Raw genomic sequence first — 20,268 nt, 5'->3', positions numbered from 1 at the left:
ATAAAAACCATTAATCCAATACAACTCTAAATTCAAATCTATCTCCCCTTGCAATACCAACCGTATATTCTATTATATTTTTATCTTCATATGTTAATCTCTCAATCATCATACTAGGTATATTCTGATCAACACCCAGTATTTCTGCCTCACTAGCTCTCGTGTTTACAGGTTTAAAACATTCTACTGCTTTACTAAATTTAACTTTATATTTATTTCTAAAAATGTCATACATCGCATTCTGGTCAAGTTCATCTTTATTTAGATCTTTAAATCTAGCAACAGGCAAATAAGTTGTCTCAAGCATCATTGCTTCATCATCAGCCAGCCTCAACCTGGTAAACTTATATAACTTAATATCAATATCTGTTTTCAGTTTTCTGGCCAATTTTTTGCTGGCAGATATTATTTCAAAATTTATTACTTCTGAACTGGGCTTTCTGCCAATTTTTTTCATTTCTTCTGTGAAACTATAAAAATGAAGCAGATCCTGTTTAAATGCTTTGGGAGAAATAAAAATTCCCTTACCCTGTTCCTTATATATATATCCATTTTTTTCTAACTCTGTCATGGTTCTTCTCACAGTAGCACGACTGATATCGTATTCATCACAAAGTTCTCTTTCTGAAGGCAATTTATCATGTTCTTTATATTCTCCAGCCTCAATTTTATTGATTATTATGTCATATAATTGGTAGTATAGTGGTAATCTATTATCTCTTCTTATTATTTCTGTCAAATTTCTTACCCCCCTTATAATGTGGTCCGTACCAGTTTGAATTTAGTTTATAATTTTTTGTTTGATTTGTCAAGTAATTTTCTAAACAGGAGTTTCCCCAAAATTTATTTTCAAGCTGCAAAAAGGGGGCTTTAGTCATCAACGAAATTTTTAGATTTATCTAAGACTCAATTCGGGTGTGAAATAGGGCACACTAATCAATGAGTCCTCCTGACTCATGATTAGCTCACTCCATCCTGCAGTTCAACCCTATTTCTTCCTTCATTTCGTTAAGATTCATTGACTAAAAATTTCAATATTCCTGCATCTCCCCTTTTTGCAGCAGTATATAAAAAATGGGGAAAGTCCAGATTTTCTAAAAAAGCTTTCTTCTTTATTTCTTTTTTTCTTAATAAAAATCGACTTTTCGCACTACAATCATTTACATTGAATGTTAATATGATAGTTATTTTAGATACACCATCCCCTAGGCGATTTTTTATTAACTCTATTTGTTAAGCTGTTTTAACAAGACTCCTCATCTTATCTACCTTTTTTCTTTTATTCGTCCTACTGTTTAAAATATTCTGAAATTTATTTTTATGTTAAAAATCCCCTGTGTTAAGTCTCAAACTGCTTAAAACTTAATACAGGGGTGTAATTTATCATATATTTTAAATTGTATTCTTATTTCCAACTTTTAAAATATATTTAACAATTTTTACCTTATTTAAATACTTTTACTCTTTTTTCAATTGGTTCAAATTCTTTTTCTCCAGGCCCTTCAATTATATTACCAAACGGCATCTGAGCAACCATTCTCCAGCTTTCGGGGAGATCCCACTCCTCTTTTACTTCATCTACAATAAGCTCATTATAATGCTGAAGTGAGACACCTAAACCTTCTTTTTCCAGAGCTGTCCAAATCACATATTGAAGCATTCCACTTGATTGGTCAGACCAGACAGGAAAATTATCGGCATAGGTGGGGAACTGCTCCTGAAGTGATTCCACAATTTCCATTTCTTCAAAAAACAGAACTGTACCATAACCACTGCGAAATCCGTCTATTTTCTCTTCAGTAGAAGCAAATTTATCTTCTGGAACTATTTTTCTCAAAGAATCTTCACAGATATCCCAGAGTTTATTATGTTCTTCCCCAAAAAGCAGTATAACCCTGCCTGACTGTGAATTAAAAGCAGATGGTACATGTTTTACTGCATATTTCACAATTTCTTCTATATTTTCCTGAGACACAATTTCTTCATCACCAATACCATATATACTCCTTCTATTCTTTATTGCTTCATAAAATTCATCATTTCTCACAACAACAACCTCCCTTTATTTGAAAAGTCATAACATATTAAAAAACTATTTTTCCTGTAGTAATACCAAAAATCTAATGACTTTACCTGTTTTCCCTATATTTTTATTTTCTGGAGTTCCCCAAAAATTACATAATGCTAATCCCGATCAAATTACTATTATTTCTTAATATTAATGATAACACTAACTCCAGAATATTACTGTATAATAGATTACAAAGTACTGCAGGATCTAAAATTAATCTTTATATGCTGAGAAAATAATTGATCTTTTTTTAATTATCTCTTTTTTTATATACTATCAGTATTACCAGACTGCTATATGACCATCTGTGCGTTTTTCTGTTCCACCGGAAAGAACACCTGTCTCAGGATTTCTAATTATAACCTGGCCGCGTCCAAAACTTCCTTTATTTAAAGCAACCTTTATATCATGACCTTTTCTGGCCAGCGCCTGTGCAATATGGTTTGGAAAATCATCTTCCACCATTATTTCTTTTTCTTTCATCCACTGCCATCTTGGTGCATCAAGAGCTGCCTGAGGGTTTAAATTGAAATCTATTAAATTCATTGCAACCTGGAGATGACCCTGTGGCTGCATATATCCTCCCATAACACCAAATGGGCCAACAGCATAATCATCTTTTGTAATAAAGCCCGGTATAATAGTATGATAGGGCCGCTTTCTTGGTTCTAAGAAATTATAATCTTCTTCTTTAAGTGAGAAGCTGTGGCCCCTGTTCTGAAGTGCAATTCCGGTTCCGGGTACTACAAGACCAGATCCAAAACCCATGTAATTGCTCTGAATATATGAAACCATATTACCTTCTCCATCTGCTGCTGCAAGATAGACTGTTCCTCCTTTAGGAGGTGTTCCTGGCTCAGGCATAAGAGCTTTATCTTTAATTAATTTTCTTCTTTCTTCCGCATATTTTTCCGAAAGTAGTTCTTCTACTGTAACATCCATTTTTTCCGGATCAGTTATATATTTTTTCCCATCTATAAAAGCAAGTTTCAATGCTTCCAGCTGTTTATGATAGGTATCGATTGTATCTTTAGCTTCAAATTTAAATCCTTTGATAATATTTAAAGCCATTAAAGCTACTAAACCCTGTCCATTTGGTGGAATTTCCCAGATATCATAACCGCGGTAATTTACATTTATAGGGTCAACCCACTCAGGATAATAAGCTGCCAGATCTTCCTTCCTTATAAATCCATCATATTTTCTGGAGAAAGCATCTATCTTCTCTGCCAGTTTACCTCTATAAAAAGATTCTGCTCCACTTTCAGCTATAGAGCGCAGTGTATCAGCATGTTCTTTTGAAGACCATATTTCACCAATTTCCGGAGGCCTTCCATCTGGAGCAAAAGTTTTAAACCAGTTTTCAAACTCTTCTCCAGTCAGCATTTCAATATATTTTTCGTACGCCTTCTTCCAAAAGTATCCAAGAGCTGGTGAAACCGGATACCCTTCTTCTGCATGTCTGACTGCAGGTTCCAAAACTTCTGTTAGAGAAAGTCTGCCAAATTTTTTATTCAGTGCTGCCCAGGCTGATGGTGCTCCTGGTACTGTTACAGGTATAAATCCTGTTTTGGGCATCTTCTCTACTCCTCTTTCCTTTACTGCTTCCATCGAAATTCCTGCTGGAGAAAATCCACTTGCATTTAAACCATGTAATTCATCTTTATACCACACTATTGCAAATGCATCTGCACCGATTCCATTAGAAGTAGGTTCTACAACTGTAAGACATGCTGCAGCTGCAACAGCTGCATCAACTGCATTACCTCCCTTTTTTAATATTTCTAGCCCGGCTTGTGCAGCAAGAGGCTGTGAGGCAGCTACCATACCGTTTTTTCCATAAGTAGTAGTTCTTCTTGACGAATAAGGATAATTCAAATTATTATACTCCATACTATCAACTCCATTTTTTGTTTGTACTTTCTTATTCATTTTTCTTTTTACATTGTCAAAATCCTGCTTAACTGCTGTTTTAATTTGCTAAAAGATTAATTTAAAGCTGTTTTTCAAAAATTAGTACGTATATTTTGAAATATTATTTAAAGGTTTTTTAAATATTATAGAGAATTATTTGAGTAATATGATACATTAACTTTTACAGGAGGGATATTTATGCACAGCAGTGAGTATATCGATACTTTTGACGGGAAAAAATTATTTACGCGAAAAGATATTGTCGATGACGCAAAGGCAGTTGTTGTTTTTGTGCATGGACTTGATGAACACCAGGGTAGATATGATTATCATGCAGGAAGATTTAATGGTGAAGGTTTTTCTGTTTACAGATTTGACAACAGAGGACACGGCCGTTCTGATGGAAAACAGACCTATATAGATGATTTTAATACCTATTTAAAAGATGCAGATACTGTAGTTGATATCGCAAAAAAAGAAAATCCTGACCTTCCAATCTTTATGCTCGGCCACAGTATGGGCGGATTTATTACTGCTGCTTATGGAATAAAACATCCTAATAAGCTGAATGGTCAGATATTAAGCGGTAGTTGGACAAATACCACAGATGCTTTTGCAGAAATACAGCAGCTGAACCTTGAAGAAAATCCTGACATGAAATTACCCAATGAACTTGGAAACCTCATTTCCAGATCAGAATATGTCATTGATGATTATGAAAAAGATCCCTATGTATCTGAGTTTACTACTTTAAAATTAATGAAAGAAATGCTCGATAATGCTATACCATGGCTGGTTGATAATCTTAAAAAATATAAATATCCTGTTTTAGTTCTTCATGGAGGCTCAGATCCAATTATAGATCCCAGCTGTTCAGAAAAACTGTATGATATGATATCTTCAAAAGACAGAGAACTAAAAATATATCCAGAACTTTATCATGAAATATTGAATGAACCAGAAAAAGAAGAAGTCATAAAAGATATTCTCCTCTGGCTCGAATATAGATGCTGAATTTTGCTGTTTAATTAAATCTTAAAATTGTTTTCGCTTTATTTCAAATCCTTAAAAATAAAATATAATACCAGCACTTAATATTTGCCTGTTTTTCAGAGCATAATTATTATACAGTGCTGGTACTTTTTATTTAAATATTTGATGTGTCCACAAAAAGGGTATTTGCAGAACATTAGGCATTTTTTGTTAACCAATCTTAATGTGTTAGAAAGAGAAATAAGACCTCAACACATGATGTGCTGAGCTAATCCTGAGTCAGGACGTCTCATTTGATTAGGAGGTCTTTATTTATGAGGAAAAAATTATACCTGATAAAATTGAAGTTCTAAAATTTAAAACTATAATTATTGATGGCCGGGAAATTTAAAGATTCTATTGTTCTTTTAGGTGAAAAAAAAAGATTCAAAAATACTAGAAAATAAGGTGAATTAATGATGAAAGAATTTTTATTTACAAAAGAAGATTACGCAGGATTTTGTGAGAATAAAGAAAGCCTGGTTCAGCAGTGGGCCTATAAGCAGCTTATTAAGTTTTATCCGGATTCTGAAATTACATATAAGTACACCAAAAAATTTATTCAGCCAAAAATGCTCAAAAAAATTGAGCGGATGAAATATGCTATCATGACTTACCTGCGAGAAAGCTGGGAGCTAATCGATGCTGATTTCTTATTTGGACTGGTGGAAGGCAAAACTGAAATTAGCTTTGAAATGCAGGCTCATGTTCTCAAGGCACTGGCACAAAAAGGATCCAAAAAGAGTAAAATTGTCAATCTCCTTCTGCGGATAGATGGACAGCAGACTGATATTAACACTTTTTTAGTAATAATAGAAGCTCTGGAAATTCTGCAGACAGATGAGGCATATGCCATGTTGAGATATTTTGATAAAGATTTCAGCTCCGATTTTCCCTTTATGGAAACCTATATGAACGTCCTCATTTCCTATAAAGATGAAAAAGATATTAAACTCAATTTTAGAAACCCTTACTAAAAAACCTGAAAAATTTGATCAGGAAAAAGTAATAGCTAAATTCAACACCTTATTTAAAGCAGAAGAGTTCAGCAATTTGTTTAGGAATTTCTGGCAGCGGCAGGCGCTGGAAGATTCGCTGGAAACTTTAAAGCATTACTATCCTCAGAATAAGGGAGTAAAAAGACTGAATTCATTTTTAGGAGCAGAACTCTGCAATTTACATCAGGATAAGCAATATTTTGATTTTATTTACCGCCTGTCAGAAAAAATTATGGCAGAGTTAAATCAGCGCTATAATTTTTCAGAAAAACTGGAACTGGATAATTTTAACTTGGAATTTTTAAATAACGAAAAAGAAAAGCTGCGGGATGAAGATTACTGGCTGCTTTATCATTTAAACTTTATCCTGGATAACAAAAAAACAATTCAGCAGCATTTTTCAGTCAGATTTTTTAGTTTAGAACTGGTGGTAATGTTATTAGTAGTTTTAGAGGATAATAATTATCAAGAAATGCTGAAAAAATCAAAAGAAGCAAGGGAGATATTATCTGTGGGGATGCAGTCAAAGCCTTAGAAAAGATTGATGGCTATTCTTTTGAAACTTTAATAGAAGGATTGGAAGCCGGTGACTCAACTACCCATATTTTTGTCAGCAGTGGTTTAGAGCAGTTTGCTACCGATCAGGCAGCGGAAAAAACAATAGAATACTGGGAAAATGGAATTCTTGATTTTCATGAAATGTTTGTTTTGACTCTGCAGGAAATTGGCAGTAAGATTGGCTATGATTATCTGGCAGGTGAAAAGATTCAAAATATGCCTGAATATTTATTAGAGACTCTAATTATTCTGGGTACAATCCATGGTGAAAAAAGAGAAAGGCTTAAAATTTATCAGGATAATCTAAAAAAACAAAAAGATGCCAGAAAGAATAACATCTTTTCCGATCTTTTTAATCAGTCTGCAGGAGAAAACTTTAAAACTGCAGATGAAACTGACGAATATTTCCGCAACAGTGATGGGACAATTATCAGAGCCGAGGAAAAAGTGGGGCGTAATGATCCCTGCCCCTGCGGCAGTGGTAAAAAATATAAAAAATGCTGTGGAAGATAAAGCAGAAAACAGGTGAGAGCATAAGCAAAAATATCGCTTCTCTGCTATTTTGTTTAAATTTATTTGTTTGAATTGATTTTAATACAATTATTATATTTTAGTACATCAAAATTGAGAGGTAGGGAAATAATTAGTTTATTTCCCTACCTCTCACATCACCACACAGCATACCGTTCAGTACTGGGCAGTTCATTTCTGTAATAGTCTGCTTTAATTTCTAAAAGCGGCAGCAGAAGATCACAGAATTTAATATTTTTCCAGAAATTCCAGCACAAAATTAAAATAAAGACCTGTCCCTATTTTAAGACTTTCCTCATTAATATTAAACCTGGCATTATGATGAGGATAATTTTTTTCTTCATCTTCAAAACCTGCCCCAACAAAAGCTATAACACCAGGAACTTCTCTTAAATAATATGCCATATCTTCACTGCCGGTCGTTTTATCCATATCAACTAATTCTGCTTCTGAAACAACTTTTTTGGCAGCCGAACGGCCAATTTCAGTACATTTCCTATCATTTATTGTTGGTGGGGTTCCTTTTTCTATGTTAACATCAGCCTGCCCCCTATAACTTCTGGCTGTTTTTTCTGCATATCTTCTAATTGCTTCACCGGCCTGTTTTCTTGTCTCTTCTCTAAAACACCTCAAAGTACCTTCTACTGATGCTTTTTCGGGAATTACATTAAATCTGCTGCCAGATTTCATTTTGCCAAGAGTAAATACTACCGGGTCTAAAGGATTGATTTCTCTACTCAAAATTGCCTGTGAGTCCAAAATAAATGAGGAAGCAATAACTATTGGATCAATTCCCTGGTGGGGCATCGATCCATGACCACCTTTCCCGATAAAATCTATATATACATAATCTCCGGATGCCATTCTGGGACCTGCCTGAATATTAATAGTTCCTGTAGGAAGATTGGCCCAGAGGTGAATACCCATAATTCCATCCACATCTTTTAAAACTCCTTCTTCAACCATTTTAGCAGCTCCCTGCACCATCTCTTCAGCAGGCTGAAAAATAAGTTTTACATTTCCCGTTAATTCTTCTTTTATTTCTGACAGAGCTCTTGCTGCACCAAGAAGCATTGCAGTATGACCATCATGACCACATGCATGCATTATGCCTTCATTTTTTGATTTATATTCCACATCATTTTCTTCCTTTATTTCTAAAGCATCCATATCTGCACGCAGGGCAACTGTTTTCCCACTTTTGCCGCCTGCAATAAAAGCAGCAACTCCCGTTTCAGCATATTCTTCATATTCAATACCCATTTTTTCTAATTCTTCTTTTATTCTTCTGGAAGTTTTTTCTTCTTCCCAGCTCTTTTCTGGATACATATGGAACTCTCTTCTCAAATTAAGAACATAATCCTCCTGTTTTTCTAATATTTCTTTGTATTTAACCATTATTCTGCCCCCCATTATTTAAAAAATCCAAAGCAAATTGTGCATATAATCCAGCAGCTATTTTTAGAGAATCTTCATCTATATTAAATTCTGGGTGATGATGTGGAGAGCTAATTCCCTTTTCCTCATTTCTGGATCCTACAAAAGCAAAAGCTGCAGGAACTTCAGCTGCAAAAAATGAAAAATCTTCTCCACCAGTTGTTTTATCCAATTTTACAGCTGAATCTTTTCCTAAAATTTTTACAGCCGCTTTTTCTCCTATTTCTGACATTTTCTCATCATTAATTGTAGGTAAAGTTAATTTTCTGTATTCAAGTTCTGCACTGGCGCGGTAACTTTCTGCAGTTTCTTTAACAACTCTTCTTATTATATCTTCAAATTTCTGATTAATCTCTTTGCTGAAGCATCTGGTTGTTCCTTCCAGATATGATTTTTCGGGAAGAATATTACCTTTTGAACCGGAATTAAAAATATCTACACTGAGTACAGAGGGCTCCATAGGGCTTAGTTCACGGCTGACAATAGTCTGTAAATTCATGACTGCTGCTGCACCTGCCATTATAGGGTCAACACCCTGATGCGGCATTGAACCATGACCACCTTTTCCTTTTATGCGAATAATAAACTGATTAACAGACGCCATCCTTGGGCCAGCTTCCACCGATATTTTTCCACTTTCTAGATCATTCCAGATATGCAGACCAAATATACCATCTACATCCCTGACAGCACCTTCTTTTACCATTTTCTTTGCCCCGGCAGCTATTTCCTCACCTGGCTGGAAAATTAATTTTACAGTTCCTGTAAATTCTTCTTTAAGGTCATTCAAAATTTTTGCCGCAGTCAAAAGGCTGGCTGAATGTCCATCATGACCACATCCATGCATTAAGCCTTCATTCTGAGATTTATATTCTATGTCATTTGCTTCCTCAAGTTCTAATGCATCCATATCTGCTCTCAAAGCAACTTTTTTACCCTGCCCTGTACCTTTATTACCTTTTATTTCACATATTACTCCTGTTCCTGCCATTTTTTTCGCTTCTAATCCGATTTTTTTTAACTCTTCAATAATCCTCTGACAGGTTCTTTCTTCTTTCATGCTCGGTTCTGGATGCATATGGAATTCTCTTCTCATCGAAACATTATATTGATGATATTTTTCTGCAAGACTTTTTACATTACTCATTTTTTATCTCCCACCTTCAGAACCGTATGATAAATAAGTTCTATACCTTTTTGTAAATCTTCATAATCTGTCCACTCTTCAGGACAGTGACTTCTTCCATCTTTACTGGGAACAAATACCAGGCCAACATCTGTCAGACCGGCCATAATCATAGCATCATGCCCTGCTCCACTGATCATTTCTTTATATGCAAGACCTTTATCTTCAGATACTTCTTTAAAAATATCTAATATTTCTTTTGAAAGTTCAACTGGTTCAACCATAAGCATATCTTCAACATAATATTCTACACCATATTTTCTTTTGATTTCTGAAAGTGCACTATCAATTTTAGCACGAACTTCTTTTATACAGTCCAGTTTTTTGGACCTTATATCAACTGAAAACAAAGCTTCTTCGGGAACTATATTTGCTGCACCTGGTTTTATATTTAATGTTCCAACTGTAGCAACTGTACCACTGCCTGCTTTAACTGCAAAATCTTTGATCTGAGCAATCACCTCTGAGGCAGAAGAAAGAGCATCTTTACGCATATCCATAGGAGTTGTTCCTGCATGATCAGGTCTTCCTTTTACCTTAACTCGAATCTGATTGATTCCCACAATGAAACTTACCAGTCCAACATCTTTTCCTTCTTTTTCTAAAACCGGCCCCTGTTCTATATGTAGTTCAATAAAGGCTTTAAGTTTTTCGGGATCTCTTTTTGCTTTTTCTATCTCTTCTGGATTAAATCCAAATTCTTCAAATGCCTCAGCCATTGTTATTCCATCAGCATCTTTATTATTTAGCAGGTCTTCATAACTTACTCTGCCGGCCATAGCCCGACTTCCAAAAACTCCTGAACCAAATCTGCCTCCTTCTTCTTCTATCATAGCTATAAATTCTACAGGGTGTTTTGTTTTTACATTATTCTCTTCAAGAACCCTCATAATTTCAAGTGCCATTACCACACCAGCTGGGCCATCAAAATTACCACCATTTTTTACCGAATCAAAGTGAGAACCTATCATAACTACAGGTGCTTCTTTGTCTGTCCCTTCTCGTCTGCCGACAATACTGCCAGCAGGATCTTCATACACTTTTAAGCCAATTTTTTTCAGCTCACCTTTTAAATAATCTCTAGCTCCTCGGTCAGCTTTTGTTAAAGAAAATCGGGTGAGCCCTTTTCCAGGAGTAGAATTAAACTGACTGAGTGTCTCAATATCATTTATAATTCTTTCCAGATTTGTTAACATTTATGCTTTTTCTCCTTTCTTAAAACAATTATTTACTCAAACTGTTATATATCAACACTTTAAACTTATAATTACTTTTATTAAATTAATACATCAGAAATTTACAGCAGTTTGACAAAGAAACCAGCAATAATTACAGATGCAATTGTAACTGTGGTAAATCCGCCAACCAGCATCTTGGGAAGCATCTCATCTACTGCATACTGATATTCCTCATCATTTTCTGTAGCTGCTCTGGATGATTCTACTGTTAAAATATAGTTTGGTGGAAAACCATATAAGGCTGTCATTGCAATAGAAATAGCCATTTCTTTTGTATAACCAAAAGCTTTACCAATTATCATTGACATCAGAGCCATACCGGAAATACCCAATATTATTATTCCAAATAGGGGAACTGAAATTTCTGTCAGCATTGAAGGTGTCGCATCAGAAAGACCGGCAAATATAAAGGCCATCAATACAGTCATTAAAAACCCAAAAGAACCAGCTTTGACTAAAGCCTGCTCTTCTAAAAATCCAATCTCTCTTCCAATAACTCCAAATAACATGCAGACAACAAATTCATTAAGGTGAAGAACTGGGGCTGCTGCTACTGCCAGAGCGGCCACAATACCAAGTTTAACTAAAATAATATATGTAGTCTGATATTTTTCTGGAAGAGGAGGGATAATTCTAAATTTGCTCTTTTCTTCCTTCAATGATTCCTTGTTTTCCTCTTCAACTTCAACCTCTCCCCTTCTTACTTTATCTGCAAGTCGATTTGCTTCTTTTTTGAGCAGATAAGCTGTAATGGGATAACCAAAAAATCCCTGCATAACATACATTGCCGTTGCTAAAACAGCAGTTGAAGTAAGACCTTTTTCTGCTGCCGCTGTAGACATCAAAATAGAGGCAACCACACCTCCGGTAAGTGGTGGAGTTGCTGCAACAACTTTTTCCCAGCCAAATAGAAAATTACCTATAGTTAAAGTAAGGGCAATAATTCCTGCTATACCACCTAGGGCTATTACAACTGTCTTCCACTGGGCCAGAAGTTCTTTTAAACTCATTAGAGTACCCATATGAGTTAAAAGAAGATACATTGATAAATAAACAACCGGCTGTGCAAATGAACTCTGTGCCACCACATCACCAGGCAAAATTGTCCAGAAACCAATTAAAAATAATACTGCTGAGACAAAAACAGAGGGAATCATTGCTTTTGTCTTCATTGACACAAACTCTCCAACTGCCAGAATCAACAAAACAATACTAAATGCTTGAATTACATTAAAATTCATCTTATTCCTCCTACCTACTAAATTTTAGTTTTGTTTTTTATTATAACAAAAGATTTATCTACTTACAATTGTTATAAATTAACAGGAGTTTCCCCAAAATTTATTTTCAAGCTGCAAAAAGGGGCTTTAGTCATCAACGAAATTTTTAGATTTATCTAAAACTCAATTCGGGTGTGAAATAGGGCACACTAATCAATGAGTCCTCCTGACTCATGATTAGCTCACTCCATCCTGCAGTTCAACCCTATTTCTTCCTTCATTTCGTTAAGATTCATTGACTAAAAATTTCAATATTCCTGCATCTCCCCTTTTTGCAGCAGTATATAAAAAATGGGGAAAGTCCAGTTATAAATTAATAATTTGTTTGCTGTTATTATCAAAAACAATTTAATATAATTTTCCTGTTTTAACTATTTTTTACCCATTTTTTAATAAATTAAGCAAGCAAAAAATCCTGCGGAATTAATCCAGCAGAATTTTAAATAATTTCAAATTAAGATTTTGATTCTTTTAAATCATAATATACTTTTGTCAGAAGATAAAAAGAAAGCGGAAAAGTAATAATATATCCAAGCATATAAGTTTTAGCTGCAAAATAATTTATTATAAAAATAGCGATAATTATTCCAGCATAATCTACTATTTTCCCTTCTGTAAGTTTATAGCTTTTTCGGAAAGAACTGCTGGTATTTTTGTTCTGATCCAGCACCAAAAGCAACGAAAAAACAAAACGGCTGTTGAAATAAAAAAATGCTGCTGCCAGTAAAATCATCAAAATTAAAGGTGTTACAGTTCCTGGAATGGTCAATAATACCAGCATAAATGCTGCAAACAAAAATGCACTTATCAGATAAAATATAAAGTATGTTTTTGCATAATTCTGCAGATTTGAAAACAAACCATATTTTTTCAATAAAAAATCCTTAAAACTCATCCTTTCTTTTAAAAAAATTTGCATATTGAGCTTCAGATGAAAAAAAGATATTACAAATAAAGAAACACCTGCTGATATATAAAAGAAACTATATCTGCTGATCAGAAAAACAAAAAAATTAGATCTATAGATGGTACCATTATCTGCCAGAATATAAGCAGAACCAATTACAAAAAATAGTATTATAAAAGAAATTATGCCTGTAATTAAGTATCCCACTTTTTTGGGAAATTTTAATCTATCAGATTTTACACGTTTGTATCTTTCTTCATCTATATTATTAGATACTACTGTTTTATTAATACTGTTTGTTTCAGTTTGATTTCCTTCTTCATCAACTGGCTGACCACATCTTCCACAAAAAATATCATCACTGTTTAATGTATTGCCACAATTGGTACAAAAATTTTTATCTGCCATCATTTTCCACCTCTAACAATTTCACTACCACATTTAGTACAAAATTTCATATCTTTATTAATTCTGCTCCCACATTTGGTGCAGAAATTAAGCTGATCATTATCTCCTTCTAAATAAAGCGGCTCTTCAAAGGGTGTTCCTCCTGATTCTATTTTTCTGACCAATATGTCACCATATCTTCCATAATTATACCAGTTCTCTATTTCTGCTGCCCTCATTACTGTCCACGGATGTGTTGCAAACATTACACTAAAAATCTTAGCAAATTTATCAAAATTATCTTCATCAAAACCTTCAAATTCTCTTGCCTGCTGGAGAAAAGCATTATGATCAAGTCGATCAAAAACTTCTGGAGGAGCTCCACCCATTTTCATCAGTGATGTTATAACACTGGTAAAATTCTGACAGCAGAGCAAGCCGGCCCTATCAGATGTGAACTCAGACTTTCTCTTCCAGTTTAAAAGTGCCAGCTCTAAACTTGTTGAAATTAGACTGCCTAGTCCTAATGTGGCAGATCCGATTATATTACCAATATAGGGCAAATATGAAGCCATCTGATGATATAGCACATGCTCACTTTTTACATGTCCAAGCTCATGACCGAGTATAAATATTAATTCATCTCTATCGAGTAAATCATAGGCTCCACTTGTTATTACTACTATTGGTTCTTCCACACCTGCCGCAAATGCATTAATTTTAGGTTCCTGAATAATATATAAATCAGGATGATAATCCATATCAAGACGCTGACATGACTCCTGGAATAATTTATAAAGTTCAGGAAACATTTTTTCGGTAATTCTTACATTACTGCCTGTGTGGCTCACCTTCAGAATTTTATCCATACTGTATTTATTAAATTTGCGGACAAGTGTTTCCAGTCCCGGTGTGTTTTTTAGTTTCTCAAGAGCTTTTCTATCCAGCGGATGTTCGTATTCTTCAGCTCTTAACCCTTTAATGTCTTTTTTGATAGTTATCATTCCTTTTTATATAAAAAATTAAAACATCATTATTATAAATTAAAAAAAATCACATAATAACTTATACTCATTAGTTATATTTTTTAGCAAGGTGTTTTTCCAGATCATCATTCCCCTTAAAACCACAATAAAGCCAGACTGCAAGTGCTCCAATTCCTGGAATTACATAAGCTGTAACACTGCCGATTATAAAAATCAAAACTGCCTTCTTGACCATACCTTTATATAAATACCAGAATGGCCCAAATAAAAAAGCCGGCCAATTCCAGTTAGATGAACTGCTTTTCGGTGAATACTTATCTTGATTTAACCTGTTTGCTTCTTCATCAACCTTTGTACTAACTGTCAGCTGATGTTCATCTTCCACTAATTTGTGACCACAGCTTCCACAGAACTTATGATTTTCCCCTATCTCTTCTCCACATTCAGGACAAAACATAACTATCCCCTCCCAATAAAGTTATTGATAGTAAATAATATTCTTCAATCAGATGCTAAACTCCTCCTTCTTTAGTAAAAAAATACAAAAATCCTGCAATTTCTCGACAGGATTTATATAAAGATTCACATCATATTTATCCGATAATCTTTCCAGCTTATGTAATTGGATAGGGAAAAAACCAAGTTCTGAACCTACAATAGATTCGTCCATGTCAAACATTACCTTTTTTAGGAGTTTCCCCAAAATTTATTTTCAAGCTGCAAAAAGGGGGCTTTAGTCATCAACGAAATTTTTAGTTACATTATAAAACCGACTGTTAAATAAAGTATAAGGGCTAATACACCATTTAAAAGAGCATACGGAAGCTGAGTATTAACATGGTCAATATGGTCTGAAGCAGAAGCCATAGAAGCCATAATTGTTGTATCAGAAATAGGCGAGCAGTGGTCTCCCATAATTCCTCCAGATATAACTGCCCCAATAGTTGGATACAAAGGAGCCCCCATTGCAACTGCCATTTGAATACCAATTGGAATCATAATACCAAATGTTCCCCAGCTTGTACCAGTAGAAAAAGCCATAAGTGCAGAAAGTATAAATAATATTGCAGGACCAAAGCCGCCACTAATTCTGCCTTCAACTAAACTTGCCATATACTGACCTGTCTCCAGTTGGCCTATTACATTTCCTATTGCAAAAGCCGAAATAAGCAAAATAGCAACAGGAACAATAGCGCCTATTCCCTGATAAACATAATCTATATATTCTTTTAAATTCATAATACCTTTAACAATGTATAAAAATCCAGCAAAACTAATCGAAGCAAGTACTGCCCAAAAAACAGAGGTAGAGCCAGATCCCTTAAGAATATTTCCATTACCTGTAATATAAAGACTGATCGGCATCATAACAATTAAAACAATCATAGGCAAAATCATATTCCACATATTGTTTTCTGCACCTTTTTTAGGAGGAGTAGATGTTGCTTCTTCAGAAACCATAGGTGTTGCTCCATCACGAAGAACTTTTCCGGTCTCTCTAGCTCTATTTTCTGCCACAGCCATTGGACCCCAATCTTTTTCTGTAAATATGTAATAAGCAACTGCCAGAATAGCAAAAAAACTATAAAACTGAAATGGAATTGACTTTACTAAAATACCAGCAGGATTTCCTTCTATAAAACCTTTAGAAACCTGTACACCAATAACTCCCATCAGCATAGCTCCCCAGCCATTAAGTGGTATAAGGGCACAAACAGGAGCAGAAGTTGAATCACAAACATAGGCAAGCTTTTCTCTCGAGACATTAAACCTATCTGTCAGCGGTCTGGCTACAGTACCAGAAACCAGAATGGTAATAGAAGACTCTATAAAAATCACAAGTCCTATCACATAAGCCAAAAGAAGGGCCCCTTTTTTATTTTTAACCAAATTTTTCTTTTCAGTAAGATATTCAATAAAACCTCTAACTCCACCAGAAGCAGATATTACAGTTATTAAGCCGCCAACCAGAAATGAAAAAATAATTGTTTTAGTTATCCATTCTTCAGCAAAAACACCTACAATCTCATTTAAAGAAGCATTAAGTGATATAAAAAACTGCCATTCGTGAATAATCATCTCTCCTGAAAAAATACCCAAAAACAGTGAAATAAATACCTGTTTCGTTGCCACAGCAAGAATAATTGCAATTAGTGGGGGTAAAATGCTCCAGATTCCATAGTCCATTCTTATCTCTCCTAAGTTAGTTTATTTTTGAGAATCATTTTTATCTTTATTTATTTTTAGTTCCTCATATATTTTTAGTAATATTATTAACTTCTATTGCTTTTATTATAATTAAATCACAATCTAGCAACAGCAGGTGAATTTATAATCTCTTCTTTTTGCATAGTAAAACTTGAACATCAACTCTTCTCCTCCCAAAAGAAATAGTACTTGACTTTAATGATACAGTCTGTATCATTTTGGGTAATCGAGAAATAAAAAGAGCTTTAAAAATTATATAAATAAAATTTGGGCCAAGAAAATTCTCAGCCCAGGGCTCTCAAAGTTTATTAAAATATAATCTAACTTGTAAAAATAGTTTTTTAAGTTTATTTAATTTAGAAATTAATCTTTCATTATTTAAAATTATACTATTCTAAACCGATTATATCAATAGTTTAAACAAAATTCGACAAAACTTTGTTTTATGCTGTAAACTCATTCACAGACAGGATTGTGACTTTTAGACGGTTTATACTTCTCAGACCAAATCTTTGCTTCCAATTTCTTTTAGTAGTTTGACACTTAATACAGGAGTTTTTTAACATAAAATTAACTTTAAGAATATTTTAAGCTGTTGCTGTCGTGATATAATAAAGATATATTAATAAGGTAAATTACATGCAAATAATTTTAAAATAGTAATCTAAGGAGATGAAAAAATGGAAAAAGAAGTAGTTATTATCGGTGGTAGTGATCTGGGAATTAGTACTGCTTTAAGAATTAGAGAACTCAATAAAAACATAAAGCCACTTGTCATAACAAACAATAATTTCCCCAATTTTAGCATTTGCGGAATACCCTTTTATATTAGTGGAGAAGTTAAATGCTGGCAGAATCTGGCACATAGGAAAGAGGACGATATAAGAAATAAAGGAATTGAACTTTTGCTGAATACAGAAGTTACAAATATTAACCACCAGGAAAAATATATTTTAATAAAAGAAAAAGATAAAAAAGATAATAGAAAGAAAATATTTTATAATAAACTTGTTTTAGGTACTGGTGGTAAAAATATAATTCCAAAGATTGAAGGCCTGGGTCTTCCGGGGGTCTTTTTTATGAGGTGGATGGAAGATGCTATTAATTTTAATAGATATCTGGAATCTAATAAAGTAAAAGATGCTTTAATAATTGGTGGTGGTTATGTTGGACTTGAGATGGCAGAAGCTTTGGTTAAAAGAGGATTAAATGTAACTATTGTTGAATTTTTTGATAATGTACTTACAACAGTTAATAGAAATTTTAGAGATATGGTTAAAAATGAGTTAGAAAAAAATGGTGTAAAAGTTATTACATCTACAGCTGTTAAAAAAATAGAAAAAGAAGGGGACAAATTAATTGTCACTGGAAATAACAGCCTGAAAGAAAAGGTTGATACCATTGCTGCTTCAGTTGGAACAGAGGCAAATACTAAGCTGGGAAAAGATATAGGATTAAAAAGAGGAATTAAAGGAGCTTACAAAGTTAACAGAAAAATGCAGACCAGTATTGAAGATATTTATGCTGGAGGAGATTGTGCAGAAACTTTAAACAATATTACAGATAAATATACTTATTATGCACTTGGAACAGTAGCACATAAACATGGAAGGATTATTGGAGACAATATTTGCGGTCTGGATAAAGAATTTGCAGGTGTTATTGGTACCCAATCAATCAAGTTATTTGATCTTGTAATAGCAAGAACAGGTTTAAGTGAGGAAGAAGCAGTAAAAAATGGATTTAATGTAAAAACTAAATTACTAGAAAGCTGGGATCATAAAGTTTATTATCCACCTGTATATAAAATGTATACTGAAGTTATCATTGATTCTGATAGCAGAAGGATATTGGGTGCACAGATAATGGGAAATAAAAATGCAGAAATTGCAAAAAGGATTGATATTTTTGCAGCAGCTATCTTCAATAAAATGAAAACAAATGATTTTAATCAATTAGATTTAAGTTATACCCCACCTCTTAGCAGTCCATGGGATCCTGTACAGATGGCTGTACAGGAAATAGAAAAGTAAAAATTTATTATTATATATAAATATCCAGTTTGAATCTTTATACCCTCTTAATAAGAGGGCTTTTCTTTTTTTATACTTTTTTCTACTTCCGACATATAAAAACATAACTCTAAAATCAATCTGGATAGAACTGCTGTTAATGTTAAGGAGTTTCCCCAAAATTTATTTTCAAGCTGCAAAAAGGGGGCTTTAGTCATCAACGAAATTTTTAGATTTATCTAAAACTCAATTCGGGTGTGAAATAGGGCACACTAATCAATGAGTCCTCCTGACTCATGATTAGCTCACTCCATCCTGCAGTTCAACCCTATTTCTTCCTTCATTTCGTTAAGATTCATTGACTAAAAATTTCAATATTCCTGCATCTCCCCTTTTTGCAGCAGTATATAAAAAATGGGGAAAGTCTATTTAATTGACAAAGAAAATCTCTGACTATATAATAAATGAAAATGATTGCTGACAAAAAACTTTCTTAAATAATATATTTTACTGCTTCAGGAAGGTAATGATATCTATGTCAAAAGAACATAAAAGCTATTTATACATATTATCAGCAGCTATTTTATGGGGAACAACCGGCACTGTCCTTTATTTTGCACCACTTGACACTTCACCCTTTTCTGTCGGTATAATGCGCATTACAGCTGGAACTTTCTTTTTTATAATAATAAATTTTTTAAATAAAAACAGCAGCAATTTTACAGTTCTTTCATCCAGGAAAAATATCCTTCTGGCTGGTCTATCTCTTGCCTTCTATCAGCCTTTTTTCTTTTTTGCTGTAAAAAAATCCGGAGTGGCTGTAGGCACAGCTGTCAGCATAACAAGTGCACCTGTATTTGCAGGGCTTATTAAACTAATATTTGTTAAAAAAACTCCAGAAAAAAAATGGTTTGCTGCTACACTGCTTTCAATTATTGGCTGTCTGCTTCTTTTTTCAAATAGTGAAATTAATATTAATCTCAGTGGAATTTTACTCGCTCTAGGAGCAGGTTTATCATATTCACTGTTTTCACTTTTTAATAAAAAACAGTCAGGCAATAATAGCCCTTTAACATCTATCAGCTATATTTTTCTGACTGCTTCACTGCTTTACCTGCCCCTATTTTTTATATTTGACTTCAGCTGGGCTTACAGCAGCAGTGGTCTGCCAATCGTTTTATTCCTTGGATTAATAACAGCATCTCTGCCTTTTTTCCTTTATACAAAAGGACTGGAATATTCTTCTGCAGAAACAAGTGTTACTTTAACAATTGCAGAGCCTCTTACAGCAACTCTGCTGGGAGTGTTTCTTCTCAAAGAAAAATTAAACCTGCTGACAGGACTGGGGCTTTTCCTGCTGTTATTGGGTTTTATGATTATTTTTATTAATAAAGATAGTTTGAAGAGATATTTTCATATTTAATTATAGATTGTAACACAAAAACATTAAGCATATTCAATCTAAACTAAGCTTTTAAATCTAAAAATTAGTTCTCAACAACAAAAAAATTGAATATCACAGA

Annotated in this window: 17 protein-coding genes; 6 read left to right on the top strand and 11 right to left on the bottom strand. The window is 33.8% G+C overall.

Translation table 11 applies throughout. The features are described 5' to 3' along the window. Positions 1–10 precede the first annotated feature (10 nt). From DER71_RS04245 to ggt, 3 genes are all read right to left on the bottom strand, one after another. On the bottom strand, positions 11–730 hold the full coding sequence (locus DER71_RS04245) for a GntR family transcriptional regulator (RefSeq protein ID WP_114457876.1): 720 nt from the start codon (positions 728–730) through the stop codon (positions 11–13). 714 nt (positions 731–1,444) lie between these two features. Beyond that, positions 1,445–2,047 (bottom strand): nitroreductase family protein, encoded by a 603-nt coding sequence (locus DER71_RS04240; RefSeq protein WP_114457867.1) that lies wholly within the window; start codon positions 2,045–2,047, stop codon positions 1,445–1,447. A 306-nt stretch (positions 2,048–2,353) separates the two neighbouring features. After that, positions 2,354–3,964: a gamma-glutamyltransferase gene (ggt, locus tag DER71_RS04235; RefSeq protein WP_114457868.1), complete on the bottom strand. Its 1,611-nt coding sequence runs from the start codon at positions 3,962–3,964 to the stop codon at positions 2,354–2,356. Positions 3,965–4,183: 219 nt separating this feature from the next. Between ggt and DER71_RS04230 the strand changes: the two genes are divergently transcribed. The 4 genes from DER71_RS04230 (at position 4,184) to DER71_RS12425 (ending at position 7,086) form a co-directional block, all read left to right on the top strand. Next, positions 4,184–4,999, top strand: a complete 816-nt coding sequence (locus tag DER71_RS04230; RefSeq protein WP_114457869.1) for an alpha/beta hydrolase — start codon at positions 4,184–4,186, stop codon at positions 4,997–4,999. A gap of 437 nt (positions 5,000–5,436) precedes the next feature. Further along, positions 5,437–5,994 carry a hypothetical protein gene (locus DER71_RS04225; protein WP_114474340.1) on the top strand — a complete coding sequence of 186 codons (558 nt, stop codon included), beginning with the start codon at positions 5,437–5,439 and terminating at the stop codon, positions 5,992–5,994. Then, complete coding sequence (locus DER71_RS04220) at positions 5,954–6,550, top strand: hypothetical protein (RefSeq protein WP_114474339.1); 597 nt, start codon at positions 5,954–5,956, stop codon at positions 6,548–6,550. Before DER71_RS04225 ends, DER71_RS04220 begins: the two co-directional genes overlap by 41 nt. A gap of 41 nt (positions 6,551–6,591) precedes the next feature. After that, entirely contained in the window at positions 6,592–7,086 is a 495-nt protein-coding gene (locus DER71_RS12425) for a YecA family protein (protein WP_305037637.1), read from the top strand. A 246-nt stretch (positions 7,087–7,332) separates the two neighbouring features. Here the strand turns inward: DER71_RS12425 and DER71_RS04210 are convergent, their stop codons facing one another. The 8 genes from DER71_RS04210 to DER71_RS04170 form a co-directional block, all read right to left on the bottom strand. Beyond that, positions 7,333–8,502, bottom strand: coding sequence for a M20 family metallopeptidase (locus DER71_RS04210; RefSeq protein ID WP_114458507.1), 1,170 nt, complete (start codon positions 8,500–8,502; stop codon positions 7,333–7,335). Then, positions 8,495–9,688, bottom strand: a complete 1,194-nt coding sequence (locus DER71_RS04205; protein WP_114458506.1) for a M20 family metallopeptidase — start codon at positions 9,686–9,688, stop codon at positions 8,495–8,497. The genes DER71_RS04210 and DER71_RS04205 overlap by 8 nt, the downstream gene beginning before the upstream one ends. Further along, positions 9,685–10,923: a M20 family metallo-hydrolase gene (locus DER71_RS04200; protein WP_114458505.1), complete on the bottom strand. Its 1,239-nt coding sequence runs from the start codon at positions 10,921–10,923 to the stop codon at positions 9,685–9,687. Before DER71_RS04200 ends, DER71_RS04205 begins: the two co-directional genes overlap by 4 nt. A 101-nt stretch (positions 10,924–11,024) precedes the next feature. Next, a complete protein-coding gene (locus DER71_RS04195; protein ID WP_114458504.1) occupies positions 11,025–12,206 on the bottom strand; it encodes a hypothetical protein in 1,182 nt (393 codons plus the stop codon). Between the two features lie 493 nt (positions 12,207–12,699). Beyond that, positions 12,700–13,560: a zinc-ribbon domain-containing protein gene (locus DER71_RS04190; protein WP_158531749.1), complete on the bottom strand. Its 861-nt coding sequence runs from the start codon at positions 13,558–13,560 to the stop codon at positions 12,700–12,702. Next, complete coding sequence (locus DER71_RS04185; RefSeq protein WP_114458502.1) at positions 13,560–14,543, bottom strand: M48 family metallopeptidase; 984 nt, start codon at positions 14,541–14,543, stop codon at positions 13,560–13,562. Before DER71_RS04185 ends, DER71_RS04190 begins: the two co-directional genes overlap by 1 nt. Positions 14,544–14,613: 70 nt before the next feature. After that, positions 14,614–14,982 (bottom strand): zinc-ribbon domain-containing protein, encoded by a 369-nt coding sequence (locus DER71_RS04180; RefSeq protein ID WP_114458509.1) that lies wholly within the window; start codon positions 14,980–14,982, stop codon positions 14,614–14,616. Positions 14,983–15,281: 299 nt separating this feature from the next. After that, positions 15,282–16,712, bottom strand: a complete 1,431-nt coding sequence (locus DER71_RS04170) for a Na+/H+ antiporter NhaC family protein (RefSeq protein WP_114458500.1) — start codon at positions 16,710–16,712, stop codon at positions 15,282–15,284. Positions 16,713–17,413: 701 nt separating this feature from the next. Here DER71_RS04170 and DER71_RS04165 point away from each other — a divergent pair. Together DER71_RS04165 and DER71_RS04160 are read left to right on the top strand one after the other, a co-directional pair. Further along, the gene (locus DER71_RS04165; protein ID WP_114458499.1) at positions 17,414–18,766 is read left to right on the top strand and encodes an FAD-dependent oxidoreductase; all 1,353 of its coding nucleotides are present in this window, start codon (positions 17,414–17,416) and stop codon (positions 18,764–18,766) included. A gap of 514 nt (positions 18,767–19,280) precedes the next feature. Then, positions 19,281–20,168: a DMT family transporter gene (locus DER71_RS04160; protein ID WP_158531748.1), complete on the top strand. Its 888-nt coding sequence runs from the start codon at positions 19,281–19,283 to the stop codon at positions 20,166–20,168. The last annotated feature ends 100 nt before the right edge of the window (positions 20,169–20,268 follow it).

Source organism: Halanaerobium sp. DL-01, assembly GCF_003338615.1.
Taxonomy (GTDB): Bacteria; Bacillota; Halanaerobiia; order Halanaerobiales; family Halanaerobiaceae; genus QPJE01.
Note: the sequence above shows the minus strand (reverse complement) of the source record. Positions and strands in the feature narration are given on the sequence as shown.